This window comes from Pseudomonas viridiflava (assembly GCF_900184295.1).
Taxonomy (GTDB): domain Bacteria; phylum Pseudomonadota; class Gammaproteobacteria; order Pseudomonadales; family Pseudomonadaceae; genus Aquipseudomonas; species Aquipseudomonas viridiflava.
In genome coordinates this window covers 3390250-3415605 of the sequence record NZ_LT855380.1, presented here as the reverse complement: position 1 = coordinate 3415605, position 25356 = coordinate 3390250, and the positions used below count along the sequence as shown (strand labels likewise).

The window sequence follows — 25356 nt, the reverse complement described above, 5'->3', positions numbered from 1 at the left end:
GGGACATTTCGTTCAACTGAAGAGTGTTTTTCTCCACGTTGTACATCCCCAATCCTTGTCTAACTTCCTTGCGAGGTGGTTGCTGCCGGTCGTGATTGTAGAGGGTTTTTTGCGTTTATCGCTTCCTCGCCGTTTTTTCACGGTCCAGACACGTTGCATCAGCGGAGCCTGCCAATTTCCGGTGTTTCCAGCAGTCTCTTTGTACCAGCCCGGCTAACTGGCTGTTTCAAATCTGAAAAAAAATCTTGTCTTATTGTTGTACAAAGCTATGTCACTGGTATAGATTTTTACTACGAGTCAGCGTGTTTGGCGCTGTTTTTGCCGGTTTCGGTATAGACCACACCGCTGACTCTACTGACTTTCTTCACCCGCTGGCGTCCTTGCCAGCGGTCCTGCAAGAGGCTGACGATGGTTGCGCCGAGATGGTTATTGATCGTGGTGCTGCTGCTCAGTGGCGGTGTTCAGGCCAGTTGGCGTGAAGCGCTGCCGAATGCTCAGGTCGTGGGTTCCGGCGAGCTCACCCTGTTCGGGTTCCGGATCTACACCGCCAGACTTCTGAGTCCCGCTACGCCTTTCACCGTCAATTCGCCCATGGCGCTTGAACTGACCTACCACCGCGACATTGACCGGCAAGATCTGGTCGACGCCAGCATCGATGAAATCAAGCGCATTTCCGGCAAGTCTGTCACGGCCGAGCAATTGGAAGCCTGGCGGCAGCAGATGAGTCAGGCGTTTGTCGATGTCCAGCCAGGCATGAAAATTACCGGTGTCTATCTGCCTGGACGCGAGGCGCGGTTCTACGTGGGCGAGAAGCTTCAGCACGTTGTGCCGGACAGTGCGTTCGCCAAAGCGTTCTTTGACATCTGGCTCGACCCGAAAACCCGCAATCCTGAACTCCGGGAACGTTTGCTGGGCAAGGCGCAATCTTGAGAATTCATGGAGGGCTCATGCTCAGAAAATGGTTAGTGTTGTTGTGCCTCGGTTCAGTCCTTGCGGGCTGTGGCGGCGTTCCGGTTACCCGATACAGCCAGGAAACGCCAAAGCTCGATCTTCGTGAGTACTTCTCAGGTCGCACGGAAGCCTGGGGCATGTTTCAGAAACGCTCGGGCGAGGTCACCAAGCGCTTTCACGTGATCATCAATGGCCACAGTGAAGGCGAAGTGCTGGTGATGCATGAGGCCTTCAGTTACAGCGATGGCACCAAGCAGGTTCGCGAATGGCGCCTGCGTCCGGACGGGCCGGGGCGCTGGACGGGTACGGCGGGTGATGTAGTGGGGGTTGCCAGCGGCGAGGTGTCCGGCAACAGCTTTCATTGGCGCTACGTGCTGAGACTGCCGGTTGACGGCACCGAGTATGACGTGAGCCTGGATGACTGGATGTACCTGATCGACAAGCAGACCATGGCCAATCGTTCATCCATGACCAAGCTGGGCGTGGAAGTCGGTCAGATCACTCTGTTCTTCCGCAAGCAGGACATGCCGAAATAATCGTGAACCGGCGTTAACCGCCGGTCATGTTCATGAAGCGCACGACCTGTACACCATCGTCATGGGTGAAGTTGTGGCTCCACGGCTTGATCTGCATGGCATCGATGATTGCCTTTTCCAGCTTGTGCGGCTGACCCGGGTTGGCTCTTAACACTGACTTCAGGTCAATCGAGTGCTCGTTGCCCAGGCACAGCAACAGGCGACCTTCTACCGTCAAACGAACCCGATTGCAGGTGCCGCAGAAGTTGTGGCTGTGCGGAGAGATGAAGCCGATACGAATGCCCGGCGCCTCGGCCAGTCGCCAGTAGCGTGACGGGCCTTGCGTCGAGTCTGTGGAAGGCACCAGCGTGTAGCGTTCGGCAATGCGTTCACGCACCTGATCGCTGGAGCAGAAGGATTCAGCGCGGCTGTGCTCGCTGATGATACCCAGCGGCATTTCTTCGATGAACGACACATCCAGATTGCGATCGATGGCGAAGGCCAACAGATCGTTGACCTCATGATCGTTGCGACCCTGCATCACTACACAGTTGAGTTTGGTGTGGGTGAAACCGGCGGCGTTCGCTGCATCGATACCGGCGATGACGTTGTTCAGGTCGCCGGTCCGGGTCAACTCACGAAAACGGGCCGGGTCCAGGCTGTCGAGGCTGATATTCAAACGCGTAACGCCCGCGTCGAACAGCGGCTTGGCCAGTTTGTCGAGCTGCGAGCCATTGGTGGTCATGCACAGTTCGCGCAAGCCGGGCAGGGCAGCGATGCGCTCGCACAGGCCCACCACACCGGCGCGTACCAGCGGCTCTCCACCGGTCAGACGAATCTTGCGCGTTCCCAGCGCAACAAAGCGCTCGGCCACCTGAAGAATTTCTTCCAGCGAAAGGATCTGTTGCCGAGGCAGAAACGTCATCTCTTCGGCCATGCAATACACGCAGCGGAAATCGCACCGGTCGGTCACCGACATGCGCAGATAATCGACTTTGCGGGCAAAGCGGTCCATCAGGACGGGTTCTGACATTTAACCTTCTTACTTGATCGATCAATGAAGTGGCTGCCCGATTTGGACGCCACTGCATGGAAGGAGTTTGATTTTTCGAGCGTGCCGTACAGACCCATAGTAGCCACAGGTCCCGATTATTGCACTGCTATTGAACTGGCTTCATGCCAGCAACGCTACCGAGTCGAAATGCCGCAGTCCAATCGCTTGTTCCAATGGCCTGATCGACTTGATCTATGGCATCCCCCGTGCCCTTTATTCCGGGGCAATACTGGCCTTGGAACTGCGCTCGTAGCGCTCCAGCAGTGGCTGGATACTGATGCCGTGTACCAGAATGCTCAGCGCCACGACTGACAGCGTCATGCCGATCACCAGATGGCCTACATCTTCAGCAAGGCCATGGGACAGGGCAAAACACAGGTAATACAGGCTGCCGATGCCGCGGATCCCGAACCAGCCGACCAGCGCTTTCTGTCGTTTATTGAGCAGGCGTTTGCTGATCAGCAGCCAGACACTCACAGGCCGGATGATGCAAAACAGCGCCAGCCCCAGACCGATTGCGCGCCAGTCCCAGTAAATGGCCAGCGCTGCGCCCAGCAGTGTGATCAGCAGCACTTCCATGGCCCGCTCGACGAGACTGCCGAATGCCAGCATGTCGCCCATCATGACGCCAGCGGCCAGTTGCGAGTCGCTCAATTCCTCGGCTTCGGCCACCGTGCCTTTTTCAAGCGAAGCAGTCATATGGCCGAGCACGGGTTGCGCGACGTGTTCGGAAGGCACCTCCGAGCGAGTGATGCGCGCTTCTGCCTGACGCAAGCCAACCCCGGCCGCGAACACCGAGAGAAAGCCAAAGGCGTTTACGCTTTGTGCGACCACGTAAGACAGCGCGATCAGGGCGAGTGCCAGATAGTCGTTGGGCGACGAAGTGCTGTCCGAATTTCTGATGCGCAGAAAAATCATCAAATGCCCGACGCCACGACCCATTCCGTAACCAATCAGCAAGCCGGCAGGGACGGCCCATATCAGGTGCTTGAAGAACCACAGTTGCACCCAGTCTGCCGTGCTCTCGCCAGAGCTCAGGTACAGCAGCGCGAAGATCACGAACGGGAACGCCGTGCCATCGTTCAGCCCCGCCTCGCCGGACAACCCAAAGCGCAGGCGATCCTGGTCCTGAGCATTATTGACCTGCACCATCCCGGCCAGTACCGGGTCAGTCGGCGACAGCACCGCGCCCAGCAGCAACGCGATCCCCCACGTCAGGCCGAACAGGTAATGGGCCGCGATGGAAACACCGGCAATGGACGCCAGCATCACCGGACCTGCGAGCCAATACGCCGAATGCCAAGCCTTGCCGCGCAACGGCAGGCGTAATTTGATGCCGGTGCTGAACAACGAAAACAGCACCGCGGCTTCGGTGAGGCGTTCCAGCCATTCGTAGGACTCCTTGAAGTCCAGATCCAGAACCCCAAGCCCCATGGGGCCAATGCCGAAGCCAAACGCCAGGCACACCGCCGAGGTGGTGACCGGCATCCAGCGCAAATAGGAAGACGTTAATGCCAACAGCATCAACAGCGCGCCAAGCACGCTCATGCAGACAATGAAACTCATAATGGAAGGTTCGCCGTGAAAGCGCCTTGAAAAGAGGGCGTAACCTTGGGACTGCACTCAGGGGAAATAAGTTGAAATAATTTGTCCACGGATGGATGAGCGTGCTTTTCGCTGATCAGATCACTCTGATCGTTCCCACTTTTGCGCTCATCGTTATACACACGTCAGCCTCAACACTGATCGTGCCCATCGCTCCGCGTGGGCATGCCTCCCGTGACGCTCCGCGTCACAAATGGCACAGATTGCGGATTCAGTGAGCCGAGCGCATGACGTGGATACGCTGGAGCTTGAGCGCGCATCTGCGCCACATTCGAGAGCGGACGCGGAGCGTCCTGAGCGGCATTCCCACGCGGAGCGTAGGAACGATCAGCGTGATCTCAAGCACGCCGATCATGCCCACACCGGTGCTCAGCGTTATACCCGAGTCTTGCTGCGACCACGGGGTATGCATTCAGTCAGTCACTTTCGTCTCGGCCCCCTTTTTGCGCGTCTTCCGGACTTGTGTATAACGACGAGCGCGGAGCATGGGCACGATCAGTGTTGAGGCAGACTCATCATTCTGCGTCAGTCATTACTACCGCTCGATACTACGACTCCAGCGCGCGTTCCACTCCGGACGAATCTGATTCACCTGATCCCAGTCGATGGTCACGGCTGTTTCAAGGTACTTGTTCATCGCCTCGACCTGAGTGCGGGTCTTGTCGGTGGTCGGGGTTTTCGGGTTGGACGGGATCTGATCACCGAACTCCAGCGCCGGGGCCTGCGCTTCGGGCGTCAGCAGATAAGCCGCGAGTTTCTGAGCCAGTTCCGGCTGGGTGTTGTTGGCGATGGCGCATTCCGCCACGTTCAATACCACACCGCCTTCCTTCGGCGCTGCGTACTCCACCGGAACGCCCTTGATTTTCAAGGCGGTCACCTGGGTCGGTGTCAGCGGGAACAGCGCGGCTTCGTCGGTCTGCACCATCTCGGAAATCTTCGCCGAACTGGCGATGTACTCCAGCACGTTCGGCCCGACGGTTTTCGGCCATGCCTTGAAGCCCGGCTCGACATCCTTCTCGCTGCCACCCTGAATGCGGTTGAACATCAGGAAGCCATGCAGGCCGAAGGTCGAGGAAGCCAGCGACTGAAACACCACCTTGTCCTTGAAACGCTTGTCCGCCAGGTCCATCCACGAGGTCGGCGCAGCCCAGCCTTGCTCCTTGAACATGCGCGTGTTGTACGCCAAGCCAGTCACCCCGAGGCTGACCGCAGCAGCCTGTTCCTTGATCTTCGCCTTGTCCGGCAAGTCGTTGAGCGCCGCGCTGGGCTGCAGGGTGTCGCACAGACCCATGGAAATGGCGCGGTACATGATGCCGTCGTCGAGAAAGATGACGTGCATCTGGGGGTTGTCCTTGCTGGCCTGAACCTTGGCCAGAATATCCGCCGAGGTGCCCGGCACAATCACCACTTTCACGTTGTTGGCTTTCTCGAAGGCGGGCAGTACCTGATCGGCGTAAAGACGCTCCATCGTCCCGCCATTCATGCCCAGATAGAGCGTGGTTTCGGCGCTGGCGGGCATGGACGTGAGCAAAGCCGCCAAGGGCAGACAAGACAGACCGGTGAGGGCGACACGTTTGGCGATGTTCATAAAGGCGACCTTCCTCTGTGCAATGGGATGACGTTCGAAACGGGTTCGGGAGCAGAGCGGGGTGAGACGATGAGCGTTGAGTCGGCAACGGATAGAGCCTGTTCGGTCCGGAACCGGCCGATTGAAAAGGCATTGAGTGATATCGACGAGTGACCGGCGCAGACCCATTCAGCCAGTGCTTCGCCCGCTGCAGGCCCGATCTGGAAACCTGCACCGGCAAAGCCGAAGCCATGCAACAGGCCCGGTTGGGCAAGGCTTGGACCCAGCACCGGCTCACGATCCGGCAGATAGCCCTCGGTACCACTCCAGGTACGAATGGCCTGAGCACCCTTGAGCGGGGGATACAGTTCAACGGCGTTGCGCAGGATATCCAGCACAGCAGCCTGACCCGGCCTTGCGCGCGCCGGATCCAGCGCAAAACCCTGACCGCCACCCAGCACGCAATTGCCTCGCGCTACCTGACGTGCATAGATACCGCCGCCTTCGACGCCGGTGCTGACGTCCATGAACATAGGCAGCGGCTCGGTGACCAGCATGGCCGGGTGTCCTGAATACATGGGGACCGGCTCGTTGAATTGTGCGGCAAGCTGACCGGCCCAGGCCCCCGCGCAATTGAGCAGCCAGGGTGCGCGCAGTTTCAGGCCGTTGGCGGTTTCGACGATGAACGCCTGCCCGTCGTGATTGACCTGCGTCACCTGGGCCTGCTCGAAGACCTGAGCACCGGCCAGACGTGCGGCGCGGGCAAAGGCGGGTGAGACCAGACGCGGGTTGGCGTGTCCGTCATCGGCGCACAACGACGCGCCGACCGCGACATCACCGGCCCAGGGAAAACGCGCCCGAAGCTGGGCGCGATCCAGCAACTGCAAATCCAGTCCGAAACCCTGACTGGCCTGGGCATAGGCGCGTAGCGCGTCCATGTCCTGGTCGGAGCGGGCCAGCTTGAGATGCCCGGAGCGCTGATATTCGCCATCAATGCCGATCAGATCACGCAGATTACTCCATATCTGGTGGGCGCGTTGTGACAGCGGGAGCTGTGACAGCGGACGACCCTGACGGCGAACGCCGCCGTAGTTCACGCCGCTGGAGTGCGAGCCGCAAAAGTCACGCTCGAGCAGGGCAACGCGCTTGCCTTTCAGGGCCAGTGTCAGCGCCGCCGAAGCACCGACAATGCCGCCGCCTATGATCAACGCATCGGTTTCGATCAGCGTGCTCATGCCTGTGTCTCCACACCAAACGGAATCGGCTTGATCGGCGATTGCCCGCGCAGGCGACCGACCTCCTGCACCGGGCGCCCGCTCTCACACGCGACCAGTTCTGCCGCCGCCAGGCCACACATGCGGCCCTGACAGCGTCCCATGCCGACCCGGCACATGGCCTTGACGCGGTTCATCTCCCAGTGGCCTTCCTGCACCGTACGACGTAAATCGCCTGCGCTCACTTCCTCGCAGCGGCAGATCAGCGTTTCATCGGGAACGTTAGCCGCCCAGTCATCCGGGAACGGGAAAGCAGTTTCCAATCCATGACGAAAACGTGTGATGCGCTTGAGCTGTGCTTTCAGCCGGTCGATGCGATGCTCTTCCACGTCGCGACCACAATCCTGCAACAGACTCAACGCGGCCAGTTCTCCGGCCATTTCGGCTGCGTCGGCGCCTATGATTCCGGCTCCGTCGCCCGCCAGATAAATCTGCTCCACGCTGCTGCGTCCGGCATCGTCTCGAACCGGCAGCCAGGCGCGGTTCAGCGGGCTCCAGTCGAACCCGCAGCCCAACAGGTCGGCGAGTTGCGTCTCGCTGCGCAAGGCATGGGCGAAGGCGACAGCGTCGCACTCTAGGTCTCTGGTCTGCCCGTTGCGCTCCCAGCTCACACTGCTGACCCGTTGCTGTCCCTCGACACGCTTCAGGTGCGCCCCTTGATGCACTGCAATGCCGTGCGCCGTCAGCCAGGCGCGGTAATAAACCCCTTTGGCGAGGGTCGCGGGCTGACCAAGCAGCGCGGGAAGCGCACGGCATTGCGCGGAGAACGGTGCGCTGTCGAGCACCGCCAACACCTTGGCACCGGCCTTGGCGTACTGATAGGCGACCAGATACAGCAACGGTCCGCTGCCGCAGAACACCACCCGCTCACCAATGGCGCAGCCCTGATATTTCAGGGCAATCTGCGCTGCGCCCAGGCTGTAAACGCCCGGCAGGGTCCAGCCAGGTACAGGCAGGACCCTATCGGTCGCGCCTGTGGCCACGATCAGATGGGAGTAGTCGACATGGCCGCAAAGCCCGTCCTGAAGAACGTCGAGTCGACCCTGTTCGGCGCTCCAGACCAGCGTTTGCGGGCGATAGTCGATACTGTCCGTCAGCGCATCCAGCGTCTGGTGCACGGCGACAGCCTTGTGTGCTTCAAAGCCGTAGAGCGCTTTCGGTGAACGCTTGAAATTTTCGGGCTGGCGACGGTAGATCTGTCCGCCCCCGCGCAGCCCCTCGTCGATCAGGCAAGGCTTGATGCCATGAGCCTGTAACGTTTGCGCCGCCCGGATACCGGCAGGACCGGCGCCGATGACCACTACTCTTTCAGTGCTCACGAGCGTGGCTCCCCGGAAAGACGCCGCCCGGGCTCACGAATGACTGTCTGGCCAGCCTCCAGCACTGTCGAACAGGCGCGTACCCGCTGACCGTCACCCAGGCGTACCCAGCAATCCTGGCAGGCGCCCATCATGCAGAAACCTGCGCGTGGTTCGGCGCTGAAGTCGCTGCCGCGCAAGTGATCACTCGCAGTGAGCAGCGCAGTCAGCAGCGTGTCGCCCAGCAGGCCGCTGGCCGGCTGCCCGTCGAGGGTGAAGGACAGCGCCGGGCGGTCTTGCTCGGCCAATCGTTTAAGCAGTGCCATCGTCATGCTCCAGGCCCGGAATCAATGTTTGCCGACCAGCACGCGGTCGAGTCCGTAGACCCGGTCGAGCAGTATCATGGTGGCGGCCGTGAGGGCGATGACCAGCGCCGAAACGGCAGCCATCATCGGGTCGATGGATTCGGTGGCGTACACGTACATGCGCACCGGCAGGGTCTGTGTCGCGGGCGAAGTGACAAAGATCGACAACGTCACCTCGTCAAAGCTGTTGATGAACGCCAGCAGCCAGCCACCTGCAACGCCGGGCAGAATCATCGGCAGGGTGATCTGGCGAAACAGCGTGAAGCGACTGGCACCCAGCGATTCGGCGGCGTGTTCGGCGCTGCGATCAATGCCGATGGCAGCGGCCAGTACCAGGCGCAGCACGTAGGGCGTGATGACCAGCACGTGGGCGAAGATCAGCCAGGTGAAGCTGCCGTTGACGCCCATTAAGGCAAACAGGCGCAGCATCGCCACACCCAGCACCAGATGCGGAATGATGATGGGCGACAGAAACAGGGCGTTGAAAAAGTTGCGTCCCGGAAAGCTGTGCCGAGTGATCGCCAGTGCGGCAGGTACCGCTATCAGCGTGGCCAGCGTTGCCGACACAAACGCCAGAATCAGGCTGTTGTAGAACGAGTCAATGAAGTCTGCCCGTTCGAATACTGCCTTGAACCAGCGCAGCGAAAACTCTGTGGTCGGCAGGCTCAGGGTGTTTTCCGGCGTGAACGCCACCAGGCAGACGACCACCAGTGGCGCCATCATGAACACCACGACCAACGCATGAAACGACAGGGCCAGAGGACCGTTCTTGGACATGGATCATTCCCCCAGGGTTTTCTTGTAACGGCCTTCGATCATGCGGTTCCACGACAGCATCACCAGCAGGTTCACCAGCAACAGCGCAACGGCCAGCGTCGCGCCCATAGGCCAGTTCAACTCGGACAGGTATTGGTCGTAGATCACCGTGGCGACCATTTTCAGGCGGCGTCCGCCGAGCAGACCGGGAATCGCGAACGAACTGGCAGCCAGACCGAAAACGATCAGCGATCCCGAAAGCACACCGGGCATGACCTGCGGCAACACAATCAGTCGCATGACTTTCGCCTGACTGGCGCCCAGTGACAGCGCCGCCTGTTCTGCGGTGGGGTCGAGCTTCTGCAGCGAGGTCCAGACCGGAATGATCATGAACGGCAGCATCACATGCACCAGCGCGATGACCACTGCGAACGGGGTATACAGAAGCTTGACCGGACGTCCGCCCAGGGCTTGGATGCCCTGATTGATCAGCCCGTCCGCGCCCAACAGCAGGCTCCAGCCAAAGGCCCGCACGACCACTGAAATCAGCAGCGGCGTGAGAATCAGGATTAGAAAGATCGAACGCCATGGCGTGCCCATGCGACTCAGGATGTAAGCCTCGGGCACACCGATTACCACGCAGAGCAAAGTGACCAGCGCGCTGATCCAGAAGGTGCGCAGAAAGATTTCGTAGAAGTAGCTGTCGGTCAGCACCGCGCCATAGTTATCCAGCGTGTAGCTGTCGCTTTTGACGCCCACCTGATAGTCGAACACGTTGAACGACAGCAGCAGCGTCAGACCCAGCGGCAATACCAGCAGGCCGATATACAAGGCCAGCGCCGGAGCGGACAGCCAATAGCCGCGCCGACCCTGGCGCATTTGAGTCAGCAGGCTCATGCGCGCACCTCGTCGGCGTCCAGCACGCGCAGCAGTTCGGAGGACCAGTCCAGACCCACCGCTGCGCCTTGCTCGAGCGGTGGCTGCCCGTCGTTGCGGCGCACCACGGTCAACTCGCCAACGCCGGTCTGAATGCTGTACAGCCATTGGCTGCCGAGAAAGTAGCGGGTGACGATGCGTCCCGACAGACGGCCACAGCCAGGCGCGACCAGATCGATCTTTTCCGGCCGCAGACTGAGGGCCAATGCACCTTCGCCCGGCAACTGACGTATCTGCGGCACGCCGCTGCCGTCCAGATCACCCGGCAACATGTTGGCCTTGCCGACGAAACCGGAGATGAAGCGTGTACGCGGATGCTCGTAGAGTGTGTAGGGTTCATCGATCTGAGTGATACGTCCGGCCTGCATGACCACCACCCGGTCGCTGATCGACAACGCTTCTGCCTGATCGTGAGTCACCATCAGCGTGGTGATGCCCACTTCATTCTGGATCCGACGAATCTCGAACTGCATTTCTTCGCGCAGATTGGCGTCGAGGTTTGACAGCGGTTCATCGAGCAGCAGCACCGGTGGCTCGATCACCAGAGCACGCGCCAATGCCACACGCTGACGCTGGCCGCCGGATAACTCTCTTGGATAGCGTTCTGCGTGCTGATCCAGGCGGACCAGTTTCAACACCTTGCCGACTCGGCTCTGGATCTCGGCGGCCGGCACCTTGCGCATGCGCAGGCCGAACGCCACGTTGTTGGCAACCGTCATGTGCGGGAAGAGCGCGTAACTCTGAAACACCACACCCAAGCCACGGCTGCTGGGTTTGGCGTGAGTGATGTCGCGTCCGTCGAGCACGATGCGTCCGTCACTGACGTCGACAAAGCCGGCGATCATCTGCAGGGTGGTGGTTTTACCGCAACCGGACGGGCCCAGCAGCGAAACGAATTCACCCTTGTCCACGTTCAGGTCGGTGGCAACCACGGCATTGATCGAGCCGTAGCGTTTGGAGAGACCTTCGAGCTGCAGAAATGCCATGCCTGCTTCCACCTTATATGCACGCGCGCCGGAGCACGCTTTTGTCATGGGCAGATGCGAAGTGAGCCTTTGCAGCATTGGACGTTGGTGCTCGATCTGGGTCGGCTACCGGTTGATTGTTCAAATCGCCCCTGTGGACTGAGAGTAGGACGAAGGCTAGGATGCGCTCAATCAGGAATTTCACTGAACAACATCTTTTTTCAAATTCATTCATTGAGTGAAAAACTGTATGAGCAAGGGAATAAAAGATTCCACTGATCGGAACCATGAGCACAAGGATGTGGGTGTCGGAGCCGTTTCCAGATTGTTCGCGGTACTGCGTTGCCTGGGTGAATGCGATGAGGGCGGCGAGCGGGTGACGCAACTGGCGCAGCGCGTCGGCCTGTCCCAGCCCACGACTCACCGTTTGCTGCGCAGCCTGATGGACGAGGGCATGGTCGAGCAGGATCTACTCAGCAAGCGCTACCGGCTGAGCATCGAGTTCTTCGCGCTGGCCGCGAAGGCAGGCAATACCGGCAACCTGCGGGATCTGGTCAGGCCCAGCCTGCTTAGGTTGTCCGCCTCGCTGGGTGACTCGCTGTTTCTGCTGGCGCGCAGCGGCTTTGATGCCATCTGTCTGGACCGCAGCGAAGGACCGTACCCGATTCGCACGTTTACCGGCGACATCGGCGGGCGCGTTGCCTTGGGCGTGGGGCAGGGCAGCCTGGCCATTCTGGCGTTTCTGCCCGAAGACGAGCGCGAAACAGTGATCGCCTACAACCTGCCCAGACTCAAGGATTTCCATCTGTACGACGAGGTCTTCCTGCGCTCTGAAGTCGAGAACGTCAGGCGTCTGGGTTATGCCGCGCGCAACACCGGTGCATTGCCGGGAATGGCCGGGCTGGCGGTACCCATTCTGGACCGTAACGGCCGCGCTGTCGCGGCGCTCAGTGTCGCCACTATCTCTGACCGTCTGGGCCCGGACCGGCTGACGACAGTGGTCGAATTGCTCAAGCGCGAGGCCACGGCGATCAGTGCTCGCATCAACCCGTTTGATCCGTCATTGAGGCGTCCGAGTCAGGTTTTCGGGCAGGCTGAATAGCGGTTCGCAGCGCGCACGCCGATCTGCATGAAAAGCCGGTCAGGCCTATCCCGACCGACTCAATCCCTCGGCCTTGAACACCAGTGCCTTCAACCCGCCGTCCACGCGCGCATCGGGAAATTCCGGTGGGTTCTCCAGACGCTGCTCGTAGCGCAGGCAGGGCGCTTCGGTGGCTGTGTGTTCGATCAGAAACTCAGGCCCTACCGCCGGATCGTTCATGCAGGCCAGCACCAGACCGTCTTCCTCCAACAACTCCGGCAGGCGGCGCAGGACACGCTGGTAATCCTTGTCGAGCATGAAGCTGCCTTTCTGGAAAGAAGGCGGGTCGATGATGACCAGATCATAAGGGCCGGAGCGCGTGACCTTGGCCCAGGACTTGAACAGGTCGTGGCCCAGAAAGGTGACGCGACTCAGGTCATGTTCGTTCAGGCGATGGTTTTCGCGGCCTCGATTGAGCGCGGCGCGGGCCATGTCCAGATTCACCACATGGTCGGCGCCTCCGGCAATCGCTGCGACCGAAAAGCCGCAGGTATAGGCGAACAGGTTAAGGATGCGCTTGCCCCTGGCCTGGGCCTGCACCCATTCCCGGCCATAGCGCATGTCCAGAAACAGTCCGCTGTTCTGCTTCTTGCCGAAATCGACTTTGTAGCGCAGACCGTTTTCAGTGATGACCCACTCATCCACTTCCTCACCCGTCAGCCACTGGGTGGTGCTCTGCGGCAGGTAACGGTGTTGCAGCAGCAAGGTATGAGCCTGACTCTGTTGCCATTGAGGCGTTTCGATCAGCGCCAGCAGCAGACGATTCAGTGCGGCAAGCTCGGATTCCTGCGGCTCCTTGAACACCGACACGAGCACCACGCGTTGCATCCAGTCGACAGTGATGTGCTCCAGCCCGGGCCAGACGCGCCCGCGGCCGTGAAATAACCGGCGGGTTTCAGTCGGGACGTCGCTCAGGGCGTTGAGCAGGTGCTGTTGCAGAATGGCGAGCGCTTCGGGAGTCATGGGGCAGGGTCGGTCGGAAAAATGGCGCGTATGGTAAACCTATTTGCTTCACCGCGGCATGTACAGGCGCTGCCATCGATGCGGGATGCCGAGCGAGGCGAGCCCCAGCAATGCCGACAGGCTGGCGCTGACCAGAAGGGCGTTCAGCCCGAGTTTACGTTCGATCAGCGCCCCGATCACTGCGCCGACGAACATGCCGAACCAGGGAATCAGTTGAACCTGCCAGCCATTCTTCCGCTCACCCATCAACCAGCGACCCAGGCCACGTCCGAAGCGGGACAGGGCACCGGTCACGTAGGTCAGCCCAACCGACTGGCCGTTTACCTGCTCAACCGCAGCGTTGAGCATGCCCATCGCCAGAATCGCCCAGACCAGCGCCAGCAGATTCTTCTCCATTGGCCAGGCAGCGGCCGCACACAACAGCGTCGCGACGACCAGCAGCAGCGGCAATGCACGACGATTACCCAGTCGGGCTATGACAATTCCCAGCGCGTTGCCCGCAATGAACACGCCGATCGCCAGCGTCAGGCGAGCGGTCATGCCCATGTCTCCTTCGCTTAGCGCCACTGCCAGTCGCGTGGTGTTGCCGCTCATGAAGGAAACAAAATCGCCCGTTGCCATGAAGCCAATGGCGTCCGTCATGCCCGCCAGAACCGAAAGACTGGCGGCCAGAGTCATGCCGACCCCGGTCCGCCGTTTCTGTAACGCCAGGTATCGAACACGGGTATGAGTGAACGCTGACGGCATCGACGGCTCTCTGAAACGTTAGGACTGCGGGATCAACAGGCTACTTGGGTCAGCGATTCAAGGCAGTTTGGCGCGGACGATTCGCTTCGCCCTGACCTCATCGGCATAAGCCTTGAGCTGGTCGGCGTCGCTGTAAAGGCGATTGACCATTTGCAGAACGGCCGTGACATCGACCTCTTTCATCTGTGAAGCGAGCTTGAGAATTTCATCTGCGGTGGTTTCGAGGTTGGTGGCCGTGCCCTTGAGGTGCTTTTTCAGCTCCTGGGTCGACTTGTTGAGCGCCATGGGGTGTCCTGTCAGAAGTCGTTGAATTCCATACCCTGAGCATGGCTTTTTCTGCGTGTGTGCGCAATCCGACAAACGAAGTGTGATCGGGATGCTGAGAATAAACACGCAGCACGCCCGGCCGCACGGTCAATCGTCGCGTGTCAGGACTTCCAGCAGTTCTATGTCGAAGCTCAGGTCGGATCCCGGCTGAATGTGGGCGCCCATTTTTCGGTCGCCGTAGGCGAGGTGAGCCGGAACGAACAGCGTGCGCCGGCCTCCGACTTTCATGCCCATCAGGCCCTGATCCCAGCCCTTGATCACGCGCCCCGTGCCGATCACGCACTGAAAAGGCTTGCCGCGCTCGTGGGAAGAGTCGAACACCGTGCCGTCGGACAGGGTGCCGGTGTAGTGGGTAGTGATCAATGCGCCCTTGACCACGGTCTTGCCGTCGCCAATCTGCAGATCGGTTATGAGAAGTTCGTTGTTCATTGCCCTATATCTCCTTGCGTATGCGGGCAGCTTTCTCGCAGAAACTTAAGCATCTGACAAGCACTGAAACGCAAACGGGGAAGCCTCAGCTTCCCCGTCCGGTGTTGCAGGCTGGCCGCTTACAGATTCTGCGAGCTGACAACCATCGCCTGAGCGATATTGGCTTTCTGTTCCTGAGTAAAGCCGTCCCACACATTGACCTTGGCGTAGTAGCCCAGACCGGCCAGGCAATACAAACTCAAGGTCAGAATGATAGCGACGGACACGAAGGTCCAGCGGCCTTCATCGTTTTCACGGGTGAAATCACGGGATTCGCTGTACTGCGATCCTCGGGAGAGCAGGCCGGAAGACAGGCGCTTGAGCCACTGGAACAGATGAACGACAACGATACGCAACATGAAGCAAGATCCTCAAAGGTCAGAAAACGGGTTGGTTGCCATGCGTGCGATTCATCGGCCGCATGGCCTGCAAAAGCTGAAAACGAAAAAAGCCCGTCTATGACGGGCTTTCTTTTTATGATTCTTGTCAGGTGGCGTCAGGGATTAGCCCTGCGCAGGTGTGACGTTATTGCAACATTTTAAAACAATTGCTCAGCGCCATCTACCGTACATCGGGCGTCGTCAGACAACTGGTCGTGCATTCGGGTGCGACAAAACGTCGCCAGGCAGGGCTTACGAGAAGTAGGGCAGCGGTTCAGCAGTCAACTCTTGTAATACTTATTCCGCGCGCGGATTCGATCTGTGTATTGTAGGATCATCGCCCGTATCAAATTTCAGGACCGTATGAACACCCTCCAGGAACCTCCGAGTCGTTTTCCTTCCTCAGCATCAGGCTGGCCATTCCTCTGCACCCCATGCGGTATAACGCCTAATTCAAGCCTTGCTTCATCCCCTTTCTCGCGTATTGCCTCTGCCCAAGTCTATTCAGCCTGTCTGGATGCATCTCAGCATTCGGCGCTGAATCTCCGTGCGCAGCTCAACGCATCAGGCGCTCCCGCCCACTATTCTGTTCAGAAGGCTGAATAACTCCCATGGAATGGATTGCTGACCCCACGGCCTGGCTTGGCCTGCTGACTCTGATCATTCTGGAACTGGTACTGGGTATCGATAACCTGGTGTTCATTGCCATCCTGGCCGACAAGCTTCCACCCGCACAACGCGACAAGGCACGTGTGATTGGTCTTTCGCTGGCACTGATCATGCGCCTTGGCCTGCTGGCCAGTATTTCCTGGATGGTGACGCTGACCGAACCCCTGTTCGAGGTCTTCGGCAAGACGTTCTCCGGCCGTGACCTGATCATGCTGTTCGGTGGTGTATTCCTGCTGTTCAAGGCCACCATGGAACTGCACGAACGACTCGAAGGGCACGTCAGCCAGAAGGCTGGCAATGCGGGTTACGCGTTGTTCTGGCCTATCGTGGCGCAGATTGTGGTACTTGATGCGGTGTTCTCGCTCGACGCGGTGATTACTGCGGTGGGTATGGTCGAGCATCTGTCGGTGATGATGATCGCGGTGATCTTCTCCATCGGCCTGATGATGATCGCCAGCAAACCGCTGACCAAGTTCGTCAACAGTCGCCCGACCGTCATCATGCTGTGTCTGGGCTTCCTGATGATGATCGGTTTCAGCCTGACCGCTGAAGGCCTGGGCTTCCACATTCCGAAAGGCTATCTGTATGCGGCCATCGGTTTCTCGATCCTGATCGAGGTCTTCAACCAGATCGCTCGCAAGCGCAGCAAGAAGTCCGCTCATGGTCATCTTCCACGTCGCGAACGTGCTGCCCATGCGGTCATGCGTCTGTTGGGTGGTCGCCGACTGGAGTCGGGTGATGTCGACGAAGAAATCATCGAAATGATGGAAGGCGAAAGCACCGAGCCGGTGTTCGACCGCCGCGAGCGGGTGATGATCAGCGGTGTACTGCAATTGGCAGAGCGTCCGATCCGTACCGTCATGACGCCGCGCGCCGAGATCGATTACATCGACCTGAGCGAAGACGCCGACAAGATCCGTCTGAAACTGATGCATTCATCCTATTCACGCCTGCCGTTGATCGGCGAGGGCGGTATTGATGAACCGCTGGGCTTCGTTCACAAGAAGGAACTGCTCAAGGAGCTTCTGTCCGGTAACGAGCCTGACCTGAAGCTGCTGTCGCGCAAGGCCATCAACCTGCTCGACAACTTCACCATCCTCAATGCACTGGAACAGATGCGTAAGGAGTCGACCCATATCGCGTTCGTGGTCAACGAATTCGGTGATTTCATCGGTGTGCTGAGCATGACCGACATTCTGGAATCGATTGCCGGCCAGTTGCCTGATGCCAGCGAAGTGGAAGGGCCGGACATTGTTGCGCAGGGTGATGACTTCATCGTCTCGGGCGCGTTGAACCTGAGCCTGATCCGCGAGCGGACCGGTTTCCAGGCCAAGGCCACCGACGATTACCAGACGCTGGCCGGGCTGGTCATGAGCCTGCTGGATCGTCTGCCAACCATGGGCGACAGCCTCCACTGGCAGGGTTGGGACCTCAAAGTGGTCGGTGTTGAAGAGCGCCGCGTCACCCGTGTGCTGCTGCAGCGCCAACCCGAAATGGGTGCTGGCAAATAGCGATATGAAACGTGAGTGAGAAACGGGCCGAAAGGCCCGTTTTTCGTGGCGTTGCGGTTTGTCGTCCGGTCGCAATGAAGGCATTTCAAGCGTGGTCTATTCTGCGTCAACCACGTGGCTTCACCGTGCAGTCAGCCACTTCATAGCGGAGACTGCCATGACTGCTGCCTTCATCTTCAACCCCAACCTGACCTATGACGTTATCTCCAGCCGCAAGCGCTATCCGGTGTGGCGCATTCGCGAACGCAAGGTCTACGCCTACCTCGAACATGACCCGCGACGGGACTGGAGTGGCGAAATAGGCACGCTTAGCCTGGGGACCCCGCAACGGCTGGTCGACCACGACGGGCAGACCATCGCCTACATCGTCGGGACCGAAGTGCGTGACACCAAGGGACACCGATTCTCGCTGAGCGAGGTCAAGGAATGAGTCGCCAGGCACAATGCAGCTTCAAGGGATGAAAAACTGAGGGATGCAGGGAAGATGGCTCCCATCAAGGTCGCAACCGGACCAGACGTGAGGGAGCCTGCACCAGATTATTTGCGGCGTGGGCGTGACACAACAGACTCGATATTCTTGCGACCGATCAGCAGGGTCCGCGCAGGTTCCTGAACTTCAGGGGCATCGCCCAGCCACTTGAACATCACCAAACAATCCACCAGCCCCAGGCGGGCATGCCGATAAGCCTTGGGCAGGCGACCCACTGTCTCAAAACCGAGCTTGTGCCACAGCGCGACCGCCACTTCATTGGTGGCAACCACTGAATTGAACTGCATGGCCAGAAAGCCGCTGTCGCGCGCCAACTGCTGCGAGTGCTCACACATCAACCGCGCCACCCCACGACCCCGCGCTGCGTCCGTCACCATATAGCCACAGTTGCAGACATGACTGCCCGGACCTGCCGCATTCGCCTTCAGGTAATAACTGCCCAACACCTTGCCATCCTCTTCCGCAATCAGCGTGTGCTGTGGCAGCTTGAGCCACAAGTCACGAGCCTGCTCGAACGTCAGCGCCGGGTCGTAGGCGTAGGTTTCCCGGGCCTGAACGACTGAGTGGAAGGTCGGCCAGAAATGGTCGAAGTCGTCCGGGGTCATGGGGCGGATGTGGATCATTGGAGGACCTTTGGTGAAAGTGTTTCGGGCTGAGCGCGATGGAGAGCACCTTATTCGTTGGGTGGGGAGGGTGCAAGGGGAGCAGTGATCCGCGATGACTGCGGTTCGTATGGGCGAGCCACTCACCGTGCACCCTGATCCACTTGATACAGGAAGGAAAAGTTGTCCGCCTTGGGGGATATATCGATTCCTTCGGCTTCCAGAGACCGATAGTACTCTTCAATGTTCAAGGTATCGCTTAGGCGAGCTTTCACGATGCACGGTGATTGCTGCCATGAGTAGCGCTTCAACTGCTCGGTGAGCTGTTTTGCACCACTTGCTTTCCAGCCGTTTATCGTTTGGTCCCGCCATCGGCGTTCAGGTCTTCCGGTTTGTACATCATGAGCGGCAGTAACTGGGTCCAGATGCCGACTTTGTTCCAGCACCGGCAGGTCTGGCAGAGGATGAGTAACGTCCATGTAACGCTGCAGGCAATCCCAGAATGCCAACGCATTGACCCTGTCCAGCCCCAGCGCATGTACCTTGACGGCCAGGCAAAGTTTTTTATTGGTATAGCGGTGGTACAGCCAGATGGCATAGTCATGAGAACCATGGCCTGTCGGCATGACCCGGAGTACCGGATCAAACTCCTCGAACGGTGCGACGAACAATTTTCTGAAGCGCCGCTTGAAGCGCACCATCCCGTCGATGCGGTTGAACTCACTGCCATCGTGCTTGCTGAACAGGCTGTAAAGGTGCAGCAGAGCATCGCACCCTATAGCGCCCATGAAGTAAAGGAAGGTGCCGATCCAGAGTGAGATGTGCATTTCGGTCGAGCCCCATAGCGTGCCGGTAACCCATAGGACAACGCTGGAGCAGACAACGAAACCCGAGAGATTTAAATAGTGCCCGGCTTTTCTGGTGGTTATGGAAAGTAATGGAGAGGCGAAAAGCAAGACGGCTGATAGTGTGGCAATCAGGGTGGCAAGCGCAGTGCCAGGGTTGCCGTTACCAACTTCGGATTCTATATCTGCGAGAATACCTACCCCCCAAAATAACCATAAAAAAGAAAAACAAACTATTTTCAAGGCAAACATCAACTGTGGGATGTTCCCAGAGTATTGGAAACGCCAACGCTGAGCATCACAATAGGCTTCCGGCTCTTTGTCTTTTTCCTGGTTTTCGTAGATTTTATGCTCATTCGCCTGAAGCTGGGCTGTGACCTCCATTGCGGAATCCCAACCGGCGTAATGCCCAAAAGAGAGGGGGGTAGCGCTCTTGGCATTGCAGTGGGAATTCTTGATAGGCGAGGGAAGGTGCTTTGTCCTATCGCTACGGTAGGCGGTAGTTTTGTAGGCGATGATACTCGGCTTCATAGGGGATGCTCATTTATTTCAACCTGCCAATACAGTGCCTCTTTATCTGATAGATCACCTCTTGGTAGGCGACGATTGGCGTTTGTGAAAGGTTTCCAATTTGCAGGTGTTGGCTGTGGCAGGATGAGGGGGTGTTTGCCAGGCTCCGCGTAAAGCTCGGCTTGCAGGAAAATTTTTACACCTTCAGTCATTTGGTACCGGTAACGCTGTCTCATACTGAGAACAGGCGTTTCGAAAAAAGAAGGCAGCACGTAGATTATGCTAGTGGCATCCAACGCTATCGCCCCGAGCTTCGGCGAGCCTGTAGTCTGTTTTCTATATTGTCGGACAGCGAATGCCTGACCAGTGTCCAGACTTGACAAGAACTCTTCTCCGAATAGTTGAAGCCGCTGGTCTTCGTGACCAAACATCGCCAGTAAAGGGGATGTGACCAGTACCAACCAGTCGCTATCATGGAGGGGTTTCATGTCGGGACGAGATGTTTTTGAATAGGCACTGGGTGCGCTGAGATGCAAGCGTGTTTGATCTGCATGCTCAACAACTGTTAGATGTTCGGCCGACGCTTTGTCACGCCAATCTGCGAGCCGCATAGCTGTGATCTTCGGTTTGCCAATGATCCCTAAAAGTTGTTGATAGGCCGTAAACGGGTCGCTCAGGTGTTTGAAAGGGTCTTCGCGTCCGGCGGCTTCTTCCTGGATCGTGGAAAAATGAATGCCAAAAGGGCCATTTCGAGTGATCAGCTCGGCATCGCTGTCGGTGAGCAGATTGGCAACGATTGCTCCGCCAAGGGCGAACACTGCACCGATTATCAAAAGGTAGGGATTAATTGAAAGACCAAGAGCATAGGCTCCCCATGCGGCGTTCCCAACTGCAACAGAAATATAGGCCACAGCCAGTGAGCCGTTACCTGAGTTGTAGGCTCTGTAGCTGTCCCAGAGAGCGAGCGACGCCCCTACGAGTGTTGCGATAGCACCCGCCATCCTTAACAAGGGAAGATTGGGACTTCCAGTTTGTCTTTTCAGATTAGCGGCCCACCCCGCTGAAAGCTTCGCGACCTGTATGCGAGGCGTCAATAAATACGACTCGGCAGCACTACCAAAAAATAATTTACTGTGATTCCCCAGCGCTGCAATCAAATCAACAGCTGCTGACAATGAGCCCATAAAGCCTCGTTTTTTTTCTCCTCTGCTTTCAAAGTCTGTATAGGCTTCCACCTGCACCATCAAGTTATAAATTGCAAAACCCACCATCAATGTAGGCACCACCTTGGTCGCCTCCAGCTTCCGGCTGGCATCACTTAACGCAAGCCGGAAATTGCTGTAACGCGCCAGTTCCGGGTGGTCTTTTGCCACAGCTATAACATTCAGATTACGCGTCAGAGGCTTGTTGGTCTGGCTACCCTTGGGGCTCGTGCTGGCCAGTTTTTCTCCACTGAGACTGTGGAGTGAGGCGTAGCGATAGTTTTTTCTAGTTAACGCCGAGCGTTCAACCTCTGTCAGGCCATTTCGCAAGCCACCACCCTGTACACCTATGACTACGTAATCCCGCTCCAGCGCCTCGCCGAAGGTAATGAGACGGATGCCCGCCATTTTTTTCGACAGGCTTGAAAGCGTGGTGAACGTAGGGGAAAAGACGCGATCAAGGCTGATATTAGATGCGCTTTGCGACAGCCGGCTGATATGCGCAACTACGTTGGCACCAAAGATATCCAGCAGATCGCCAATGAAGTAAGACAGCCCTTTACCTGCACCGGCCCAATCCACATCTCCCATGAGTGATGCACCGAGCATGAGCGTGCTCAGGCCCATTGCTTCGGGCTTGGGGGGTTGATCGTTGTCACGCAATGCCATCAGACGTTTGACTGCTTCAGGGGTTTGCTCAGCAGTTCTGGATAGCAGCAAATCACCCAAGGGATGTTCTGCTTTCAGCAGTCCCTTTATCAAGCTGTCAACGGATTTGAGCAGCGGTTCGGATTCCTTACTGATACACATGGCGTCTGCTCTGGTCGGCAGTTGGTTCAGTACACCCAATACCTCAGCCATCAGGCTGTAAGGCTCCAGCAAGGCTTCGTCGTAACGATGCGTCCAGTCCAGTAGAACGTCAGGTAGTTTTTTGTCGAGCAGGCCAATCAAGCGCTCGAGGTGCACAGCTATCTGGATGCGGCAATTTTTACGGTCCTGCTCGAATACGGCCTCGTACAACCTGGGTATATCAATCTCATCCTTCAGGCTCGATAACGGCCCGGCAAGCACGCTGTAAAGCACCTGCGCGTAACGCCCATAAGGTTGATGCAGCACCAGCGCGTTGAGGGTCTGCAGATAAGCCGCGTGATGTCGGATCTGCGAGGTGGCGTGGCGTACCGCAAACAACGGATCTTCCAGGATGACACCCACGAGATGGTTATTGCTCCGCAAGTTGTAAGTATCAAGCAGATCAGCACTTGACTCGGTCTGCGGAAGAGGCGGTGGAGGTGTTTGCTTGAGGTGCGCTGCCAATTCCTCCTGACGAGTCTGCAAGCGTTTCATAAGCGTCGTTTCATCGAATGTTGTGAATGCAGGAGTAAAATCCAGCGGATCTTCCAGTGCACTTTCGATGTTGAAGTCCCGGGCACGCAGCCCGGATTTAAGGCGTGTCATAGGCACGCTTGGATTGGCCTGAGTGGTTTTCCAATGCTCGGATCCCACCACGGCCGTATCCCACGCTCTTGCGATGTGCTGGCAGCGCGATTTGATATGAGCCGGATCGCTTTCAAGCCACTTTATGTACTCCCAGGTCCATGGCAATTCGCTGTAGGCCATCATGAACTGGTCGGCGACAAACCGGCTCTGCAACAACATGGGCAGAAGAATGGCGTGCTGCTTTATCCCAATCGCTTCTCGCTGATCCGCATCGCCGTTACCCTCTGCCATGGCTCGCCAATGAGAAATGTCCACTTCGAACAGTTGCCCTTCGCCATCTGCCTCAAGCTCTCTCCAAAGCACGCTCTTCCAGAAAACATAAATCCGACCGCGTCGAGGAAAAGCCCCGCGAGGTGATTGTCGAGGTTCATCGTAGCCCGGCAATCTTGCCAGCGGCACGATAGCGATAAGGGTGTTGCGCTGGATGTCCTCCTGTTCCTTTGTAGCCTTGGTGTCACTCAATAAGGGAATCTGCACTACACCGCCATCTTGACGCGGGATATGTAAGGCGATACGTGCTCGCCTATCGTCAAGGTATTCGGTTCTCTTGCGTGTGCCGCGAAGGGTTTCGCTGTCGCTGAACTCATTCATACATCTTCCTCTGGAGCCAGAATTTGCAGTTGGCTTCCCATGGCAGGATCCCCCCAGACATCAACGATGAGAGCTTCCAGAACAGGCTGCTCTGTGTTCTCAGGTTTGGTATTTGCAGGGTTGGGACCTTTGGTATTGTTTCCAGATGCTGATGTATCAGCGGCCTTGGGTGTTTCAGGCAGCAACGCAGCGACCCCGGAGCCAACGCCCGGAGAGCCCTCGCTGTTGAGCTTTACCAAAGGCCCGCTTACCGTCACTCCTCCCGAATCGATCTTGATAAAGCTACCGCCCACCTTGAAGGTGATCTCCAGTCCGGCCTCGATAACCACCTGATCGCCCGCCTCTAAATGAATCTCATCTCCGACGTCCGCGAGCAGGGCTTCGCCGACCTTGATGTGTTGCTTGCCGCTCACGGTGAGGTGATCGTCCATGCGTACTTCAGTCAGGCGGCTGCCGTCGATCGCGCGATGCTCCTCGGCCTTGAATTCGCTGTAGCTGTTGGCCTCGACCCGGTCATGCCGTTCGTGACCGACGCGGATTTTCTGGTCGTGCTGGATGTTCTGGTCCCAATCGCGCTGGGCATGAACGTAGATTTGCTCCTGACCGGCGCGATCCTCTATGCGCAGTTCGTTGGAACCTTTACCGCCTGGGCTGCTCAGGGTCTTGAACACGCTGCGGGTCTGGTGGGCGGGCAGCGGGTAGGGCGGGGTGTGTTCAGCGTGGTACAGACAACCGCTGATCAACGGACGGTCGGGATCGCCTTCGATGAAGGTCACCAGCACCTCCATGCCGACCCTTGGAATGATCATGCCGCCATAGCGGTCACCCGCCCAGCTCGAAGACACGCGCAGCCAGCAACTGCTCTGATCCGTGACCTGACCATCGCGATCCCAGTGGAACTGGACCTTGACGCGGCCATGTCTGTCGCAATGAATCTCTTCACCCGCCGGGCCAGTCACGACGGCTGTCTGGCTACCGGCAATGCGCGGTTTGGGATGGCGCAGGGATGGCCGAAACGTGACTGATCCGGGTATGGCCCTGAAGGTGTTGCGATAGCCCTGGCGCAACTCGCCTGCGCCCGAGTGTTCGTTTGATGCTGCCGCTTCCAGCACTTGCGGCTGACGACCTTCATGCCGGATCTCGGTCAGCAGCCAGAGTGCGTTCCACACCGCCTGAGGATGCTCGCTCAGTGGCAGGAAATGCCCGCTGACCAGCCGTGGCTGATCACTGTGCCCTTCGGCGAGCTGGAAGTCGTGGCGATGGCGCTCCAGAGCGCGGGCGGCCAGATGGCTGCCGCGGTCACGATGGGTGAACAGGCCGGGGTAATCGTAGTCCTCAAGGTCCGGCTGGGCGTCGCCGGGTACTGCGCCTTGCATGGTCAGGCGCGGTTTTTCGAAATGGTAATCGCGGCGCGTGGTGCGGCTCGGTCGGGTTTCAAGCCGCAGGTTGAAGCGCTGGATGACGGGCGTGTCGGCGACCATTGCGCTGTCTTGTCGATACACCACGGGCGCCAGTGTGGGAAACACCGCCTGATCTTCGCCGAACACCAGCAGATGGGCAGTCGGACTGTGTTCGAAGTGGTAATGCAGGCCTTCTTCCTCGCAGAGGCGCTGTATGAAGTGCAGGTCCGATTCGTGGTACTGAACGCAGTACTCGCGCTCGGGATAGACGCTGGCGAGCTGGAAGCGATAGGTGGTGGCCAGCAGGCCGTGCTCTTCCAGAATCCGGGCAATAATCTGCGGCACCGTACGGTGCTGAAAGATCCGTTGGTTGGTGCGGTGGCTGAGGCGAGCCAGATGCGGACGGAGGGTGACCGAGTAGCGGGTCAGGCGTTGCCCCGAATCGCCCTGGGCGACACGGTCGATCAGCCCGTGAATGCCACTGTTATCGGGTGCAAACTGCAGAAAGGCAGGTCTGTTCAGCAGGCTTTCCAGATACAGTCCTGACGACTCGCTGACCAGCTCCAGCGTAAACGCGAAAGGCTGACTGATCGCTTCGTGGCCTTTGAAGGCGAGTACCTGAAAGCCATGATCGATGCCATCAAGGTTGAGCGTGAAATGACGTTTGCTTAAAGATTCAGACCTCATGGCTTAGTCCCATGTTGAAGTGAGCCAAGAACCATCGACC

At 58.3% G+C, this 25356-nt stretch carries 23 protein-coding genes; 5 read left to right on the top strand and 18 right to left on the bottom strand.

The genetic code is table 11. From position 1 onward, the window contains the following. Nucleotides 1–408 precede the first annotated feature (408 nt). Both CFBP1590_RS15310 and CFBP1590_RS15305 read left to right on the top strand, forming a co-directional pair. On the top strand, nucleotides 409–930 hold the full coding sequence (locus CFBP1590_RS15310; protein WP_029242748.1) for a chalcone isomerase family protein: 522 nt from the start codon (nucleotides 409–411) through the stop codon (nucleotides 928–930). 17 nt (nucleotides 931–947) lie between these two features. After that, nucleotides 948–1487 carry a DUF3833 domain-containing protein gene (locus tag CFBP1590_RS15305; RefSeq protein WP_088235435.1) on the top strand — a complete coding sequence of 180 codons (540 nt, stop codon included), beginning with the start codon at nucleotides 948–950 and terminating at the stop codon, nucleotides 1485–1487. Nucleotides 1488–1500: 13 nt separating this feature from the next. Here the strand turns inward: CFBP1590_RS15305 and moaA are convergent, their stop codons facing one another. The 9 genes from moaA to CFBP1590_RS15255 all read right to left on the bottom strand — a co-directional run bounded on the left by moaA (nucleotide 1501) and on the right by CFBP1590_RS15255 (nucleotide 11307). Further along, nucleotides 1501–2499: a GTP 3',8-cyclase MoaA gene (gene moaA / locus CFBP1590_RS15300; protein WP_088235434.1), complete on the bottom strand. Its 999-nt coding sequence runs from the start codon at nucleotides 2497–2499 to the stop codon at nucleotides 1501–1503. Between the two features lie 234 nt (nucleotides 2500–2733). Continuing rightward, on the bottom strand, nucleotides 2734–4086 hold the full coding sequence (locus CFBP1590_RS15295; RefSeq protein WP_043305904.1) for a cation:proton antiporter: 1353 nt from the start codon (nucleotides 4084–4086) through the stop codon (nucleotides 2734–2736). A gap of 574 nt (nucleotides 4087–4660) precedes the next feature. Next, complete coding sequence (locus CFBP1590_RS15285) at nucleotides 4661–5713, bottom strand: ABC transporter substrate-binding protein (protein WP_043305905.1); 1053 nt, start codon at nucleotides 5711–5713, stop codon at nucleotides 4661–4663. Then, entirely contained in the window at nucleotides 5710–6927 is a 1218-nt protein-coding gene (locus tag CFBP1590_RS15280; protein ID WP_088235432.1) for an NAD(P)/FAD-dependent oxidoreductase, read from the bottom strand. The genes CFBP1590_RS15285 and CFBP1590_RS15280 overlap by 4 nt, the downstream gene beginning before the upstream one ends. Continuing rightward, a complete protein-coding gene (locus CFBP1590_RS15275; protein WP_088235431.1) occupies nucleotides 6924–8285 on the bottom strand; it encodes an FAD/NAD(P)-dependent oxidoreductase in 1362 nt (453 codons plus the stop codon). The genes CFBP1590_RS15280 and CFBP1590_RS15275 overlap by 4 nt, the downstream gene beginning before the upstream one ends. Then, nucleotides 8282–8590 (bottom strand): (2Fe-2S)-binding protein, encoded by a 309-nt coding sequence (locus CFBP1590_RS15270; RefSeq protein WP_058432846.1) that lies wholly within the window; start codon nucleotides 8588–8590, stop codon nucleotides 8282–8284. Before CFBP1590_RS15270 ends, CFBP1590_RS15275 begins: the two co-directional genes overlap by 4 nt. A gap of 21 nt (nucleotides 8591–8611) precedes the next feature. Beyond that, nucleotides 8612–9406, bottom strand: a complete 795-nt coding sequence (locus tag CFBP1590_RS15265) for an ABC transporter permease (protein WP_004886635.1) — start codon at nucleotides 9404–9406, stop codon at nucleotides 8612–8614. Nucleotides 9407–9409: 3 nt separating this feature from the next. Then, entirely contained in the window at nucleotides 9410–10282 is an 873-nt protein-coding gene (locus CFBP1590_RS15260; RefSeq protein ID WP_043305908.1) for an ABC transporter permease, read from the bottom strand. Further along, entirely contained in the window at nucleotides 10279–11307 is a 1029-nt protein-coding gene (locus CFBP1590_RS15255; RefSeq protein WP_088235430.1) for an ABC transporter ATP-binding protein, read from the bottom strand. The genes CFBP1590_RS15260 and CFBP1590_RS15255 overlap by 4 nt, the downstream gene beginning before the upstream one ends. Nucleotides 11308–11548: 241 nt before the next feature. Here CFBP1590_RS15255 and CFBP1590_RS15250 point away from each other — a divergent pair, with 241 nt between their 5' ends. Next, nucleotides 11549–12388, top strand: a complete 840-nt coding sequence (locus CFBP1590_RS15250; protein WP_032652160.1) for an IclR family transcriptional regulator — start codon at nucleotides 11549–11551, stop codon at nucleotides 12386–12388. 45 nt (nucleotides 12389–12433) lie between these two features. Here the strand turns inward: CFBP1590_RS15250 and CFBP1590_RS15245 are convergent, their stop codons facing one another. From CFBP1590_RS15245 to CFBP1590_RS15225, 5 genes are all read right to left on the bottom strand, one after another. Further along, nucleotides 12434–13390 carry a class I SAM-dependent methyltransferase gene (locus tag CFBP1590_RS15245; protein ID WP_088235429.1) on the bottom strand — a complete coding sequence of 319 codons (957 nt, stop codon included), beginning with the start codon at nucleotides 13388–13390 and terminating at the stop codon, nucleotides 12434–12436. 48 nt (nucleotides 13391–13438) lie between these two features. Further along, nucleotides 13439–14137, bottom strand: a complete 699-nt coding sequence (locus tag CFBP1590_RS15240) for a YoaK family protein (RefSeq protein WP_122434749.1) — start codon at nucleotides 14135–14137, stop codon at nucleotides 13439–13441. 57 nt (nucleotides 14138–14194) lie between these two features. After that, nucleotides 14195–14422 carry a hypothetical protein gene (locus CFBP1590_RS15235; protein WP_004886622.1) on the bottom strand — a complete coding sequence of 76 codons (228 nt, stop codon included), beginning with the start codon at nucleotides 14420–14422 and terminating at the stop codon, nucleotides 14195–14197. Nucleotides 14423–14551: 129 nt separating this feature from the next. Beyond that, the gene (locus tag CFBP1590_RS15230) at nucleotides 14552–14893 is read right to left on the bottom strand and encodes an FKBP-type peptidyl-prolyl cis-trans isomerase (RefSeq protein ID WP_004886620.1); all 342 of its coding nucleotides are present in this window, start codon (nucleotides 14891–14893) and stop codon (nucleotides 14552–14554) included. A gap of 119 nt (nucleotides 14894–15012) precedes the next feature. Next, on the bottom strand, nucleotides 15013–15291 hold the full coding sequence (locus CFBP1590_RS15225; protein WP_029242761.1) for a hypothetical protein: 279 nt from the start codon (nucleotides 15289–15291) through the stop codon (nucleotides 15013–15015). A gap of 632 nt (nucleotides 15292–15923) precedes the next feature. Here CFBP1590_RS15225 and CFBP1590_RS15220 point away from each other — a divergent pair. Continuing rightward, complete coding sequence (locus tag CFBP1590_RS15220; RefSeq protein WP_088235427.1) at nucleotides 15924–17492, top strand: TerC family protein; 1569 nt, start codon at nucleotides 15924–15926, stop codon at nucleotides 17490–17492. Nucleotides 17493–17649: 157 nt separating this feature from the next. After that, nucleotides 17650–17922 (top strand): hypothetical protein, encoded by a 273-nt coding sequence (locus CFBP1590_RS15215; RefSeq protein WP_004886613.1) that lies wholly within the window; start codon nucleotides 17650–17652, stop codon nucleotides 17920–17922. Between the two features lie 107 nt (nucleotides 17923–18029). Here the strand turns inward: CFBP1590_RS15215 and CFBP1590_RS15210 are convergent, their stop codons facing one another. The 4 genes from CFBP1590_RS15210 to CFBP1590_RS15195 form a co-directional block, all read right to left on the bottom strand. Beyond that, nucleotides 18030–18605 (bottom strand): GNAT family N-acetyltransferase, encoded by a 576-nt coding sequence (locus tag CFBP1590_RS15210; RefSeq protein WP_004886611.1) that lies wholly within the window; start codon nucleotides 18603–18605, stop codon nucleotides 18030–18032. 122 nt (nucleotides 18606–18727) lie between these two features. Then, the gene (locus CFBP1590_RS28120) at nucleotides 18728–19960 is read right to left on the bottom strand and encodes a hypothetical protein (RefSeq protein WP_231991727.1); all 1233 of its coding nucleotides are present in this window, start codon (nucleotides 19958–19960) and stop codon (nucleotides 18728–18730) included. Next, the gene (locus CFBP1590_RS15200) at nucleotides 19957–23229 is read right to left on the bottom strand and encodes a hypothetical protein (RefSeq protein ID WP_088235426.1); all 3273 of its coding nucleotides are present in this window, start codon (nucleotides 23227–23229) and stop codon (nucleotides 19957–19959) included. The genes CFBP1590_RS28120 and CFBP1590_RS15200 overlap by 4 nt, the downstream gene beginning before the upstream one ends. Beyond that, nucleotides 23226–25316 (bottom strand): type VI secretion system Vgr family protein, encoded by a 2091-nt coding sequence (locus CFBP1590_RS15195; protein ID WP_088235425.1) that lies wholly within the window; start codon nucleotides 25314–25316, stop codon nucleotides 23226–23228. Before CFBP1590_RS15195 ends, CFBP1590_RS15200 begins: the two co-directional genes overlap by 4 nt. Between the last annotated feature and the right edge of the window lie 40 nt (nucleotides 25317–25356).

Coding starts and splice junctions, on each gene's coding strand:
- CFBP1590_RS15310 (WP_029242748.1), top strand. CDS start 409: ATGGTTGCGCCGAGATGGTTATTGATCGTGGTGCTGCTGCTCAGTGGC.
- CFBP1590_RS15305 (WP_088235435.1), top strand. CDS start 948: ATGCTCAGAAAATGGTTAGTGTTGTTGTGCCTCGGTTCAGTCCTTGCG.
- moaA (WP_088235434.1), bottom strand. CDS start 2,499: ATGTCAGAACCCGTCCTGATGGACCGCTTTGCCCGCAAAGTCGATTAT.
- CFBP1590_RS15295 (WP_043305904.1), bottom strand. CDS start 4,086: ATGAGTTTCATTGTCTGCATGAGCGTGCTTGGCGCGCTGTTGATGCTG.
- CFBP1590_RS15285 (WP_043305905.1), bottom strand. CDS start 5,713: ATGAACATCGCCAAACGTGTCGCCCTCACCGGTCTGTCTTGTCTGCCC.
- CFBP1590_RS15280 (WP_088235432.1), bottom strand. CDS start 6,927: ATGAGCACGCTGATCGAAACCGATGCGTTGATCATAGGCGGCGGCATT.
- CFBP1590_RS15270 (WP_058432846.1), bottom strand. CDS start 8,590: ATGGCACTGCTTAAACGATTGGCCGAGCAAGACCGCCCGGCGCTGTCC.
- CFBP1590_RS15265 (WP_004886635.1), bottom strand. CDS start 9,406: ATGTCCAAGAACGGTCCTCTGGCCCTGTCGTTTCATGCGTTGGTCGTG.
- CFBP1590_RS15260 (WP_043305908.1), bottom strand. CDS start 10,282: ATGAGCCTGCTGACTCAAATGCGCCAGGGTCGGCGCGGCTATTGGCTG.
- CFBP1590_RS15255 (WP_088235430.1), bottom strand. CDS start 11,307: ATGGCATTTCTGCAGCTCGAAGGTCTCTCCAAACGCTACGGCTCGATC.
- CFBP1590_RS15245 (WP_088235429.1), bottom strand. CDS start 13,390: ATGACTCCCGAAGCGCTCGCCATTCTGCAACAGCACCTGCTCAACGCC.
- CFBP1590_RS15240 (WP_122434749.1), bottom strand. CDS start 14,137: ATGCCGTCAGCGTTCACTCATACCCGTGTTCGATACCTGGCGTTACAG.
- CFBP1590_RS15235 (WP_004886622.1), bottom strand. CDS start 14,422: ATGGCGCTCAACAAGTCGACCCAGGAGCTGAAAAAGCACCTCAAGGGC.
- CFBP1590_RS15230 (WP_004886620.1), bottom strand. CDS start 14,893: ATGAACAACGAACTTCTCATAACCGATCTGCAGATTGGCGACGGCAAG.
- CFBP1590_RS15225 (WP_029242761.1), bottom strand. CDS start 15,291: ATGTTGCGTATCGTTGTCGTTCATCTGTTCCAGTGGCTCAAGCGCCTG.
- CFBP1590_RS15220 (WP_088235427.1), top strand. CDS start 15,924: ATGGAATGGATTGCTGACCCCACGGCCTGGCTTGGCCTGCTGACTCTG.
- CFBP1590_RS15215 (WP_004886613.1), top strand. CDS start 17,650: ATGACTGCTGCCTTCATCTTCAACCCCAACCTGACCTATGACGTTATC.
- CFBP1590_RS15210 (WP_004886611.1), bottom strand. CDS start 18,605: ATGATCCACATCCGCCCCATGACCCCGGACGACTTCGACCATTTCTGG.
- CFBP1590_RS28120 (WP_231991727.1), bottom strand. CDS start 19,960: ATGAAGCCGAGTATCATCGCCTACAAAACTACCGCCTACCGTAGCGAT.
- CFBP1590_RS15200 (WP_088235426.1), bottom strand. CDS start 23,229: ATGAATGAGTTCAGCGACAGCGAAACCCTTCGCGGCACACGCAAGAGA.
- CFBP1590_RS15195 (WP_088235425.1), bottom strand. CDS start 25,316: ATGAGGTCTGAATCTTTAAGCAAACGTCATTTCACGCTCAACCTTGAT.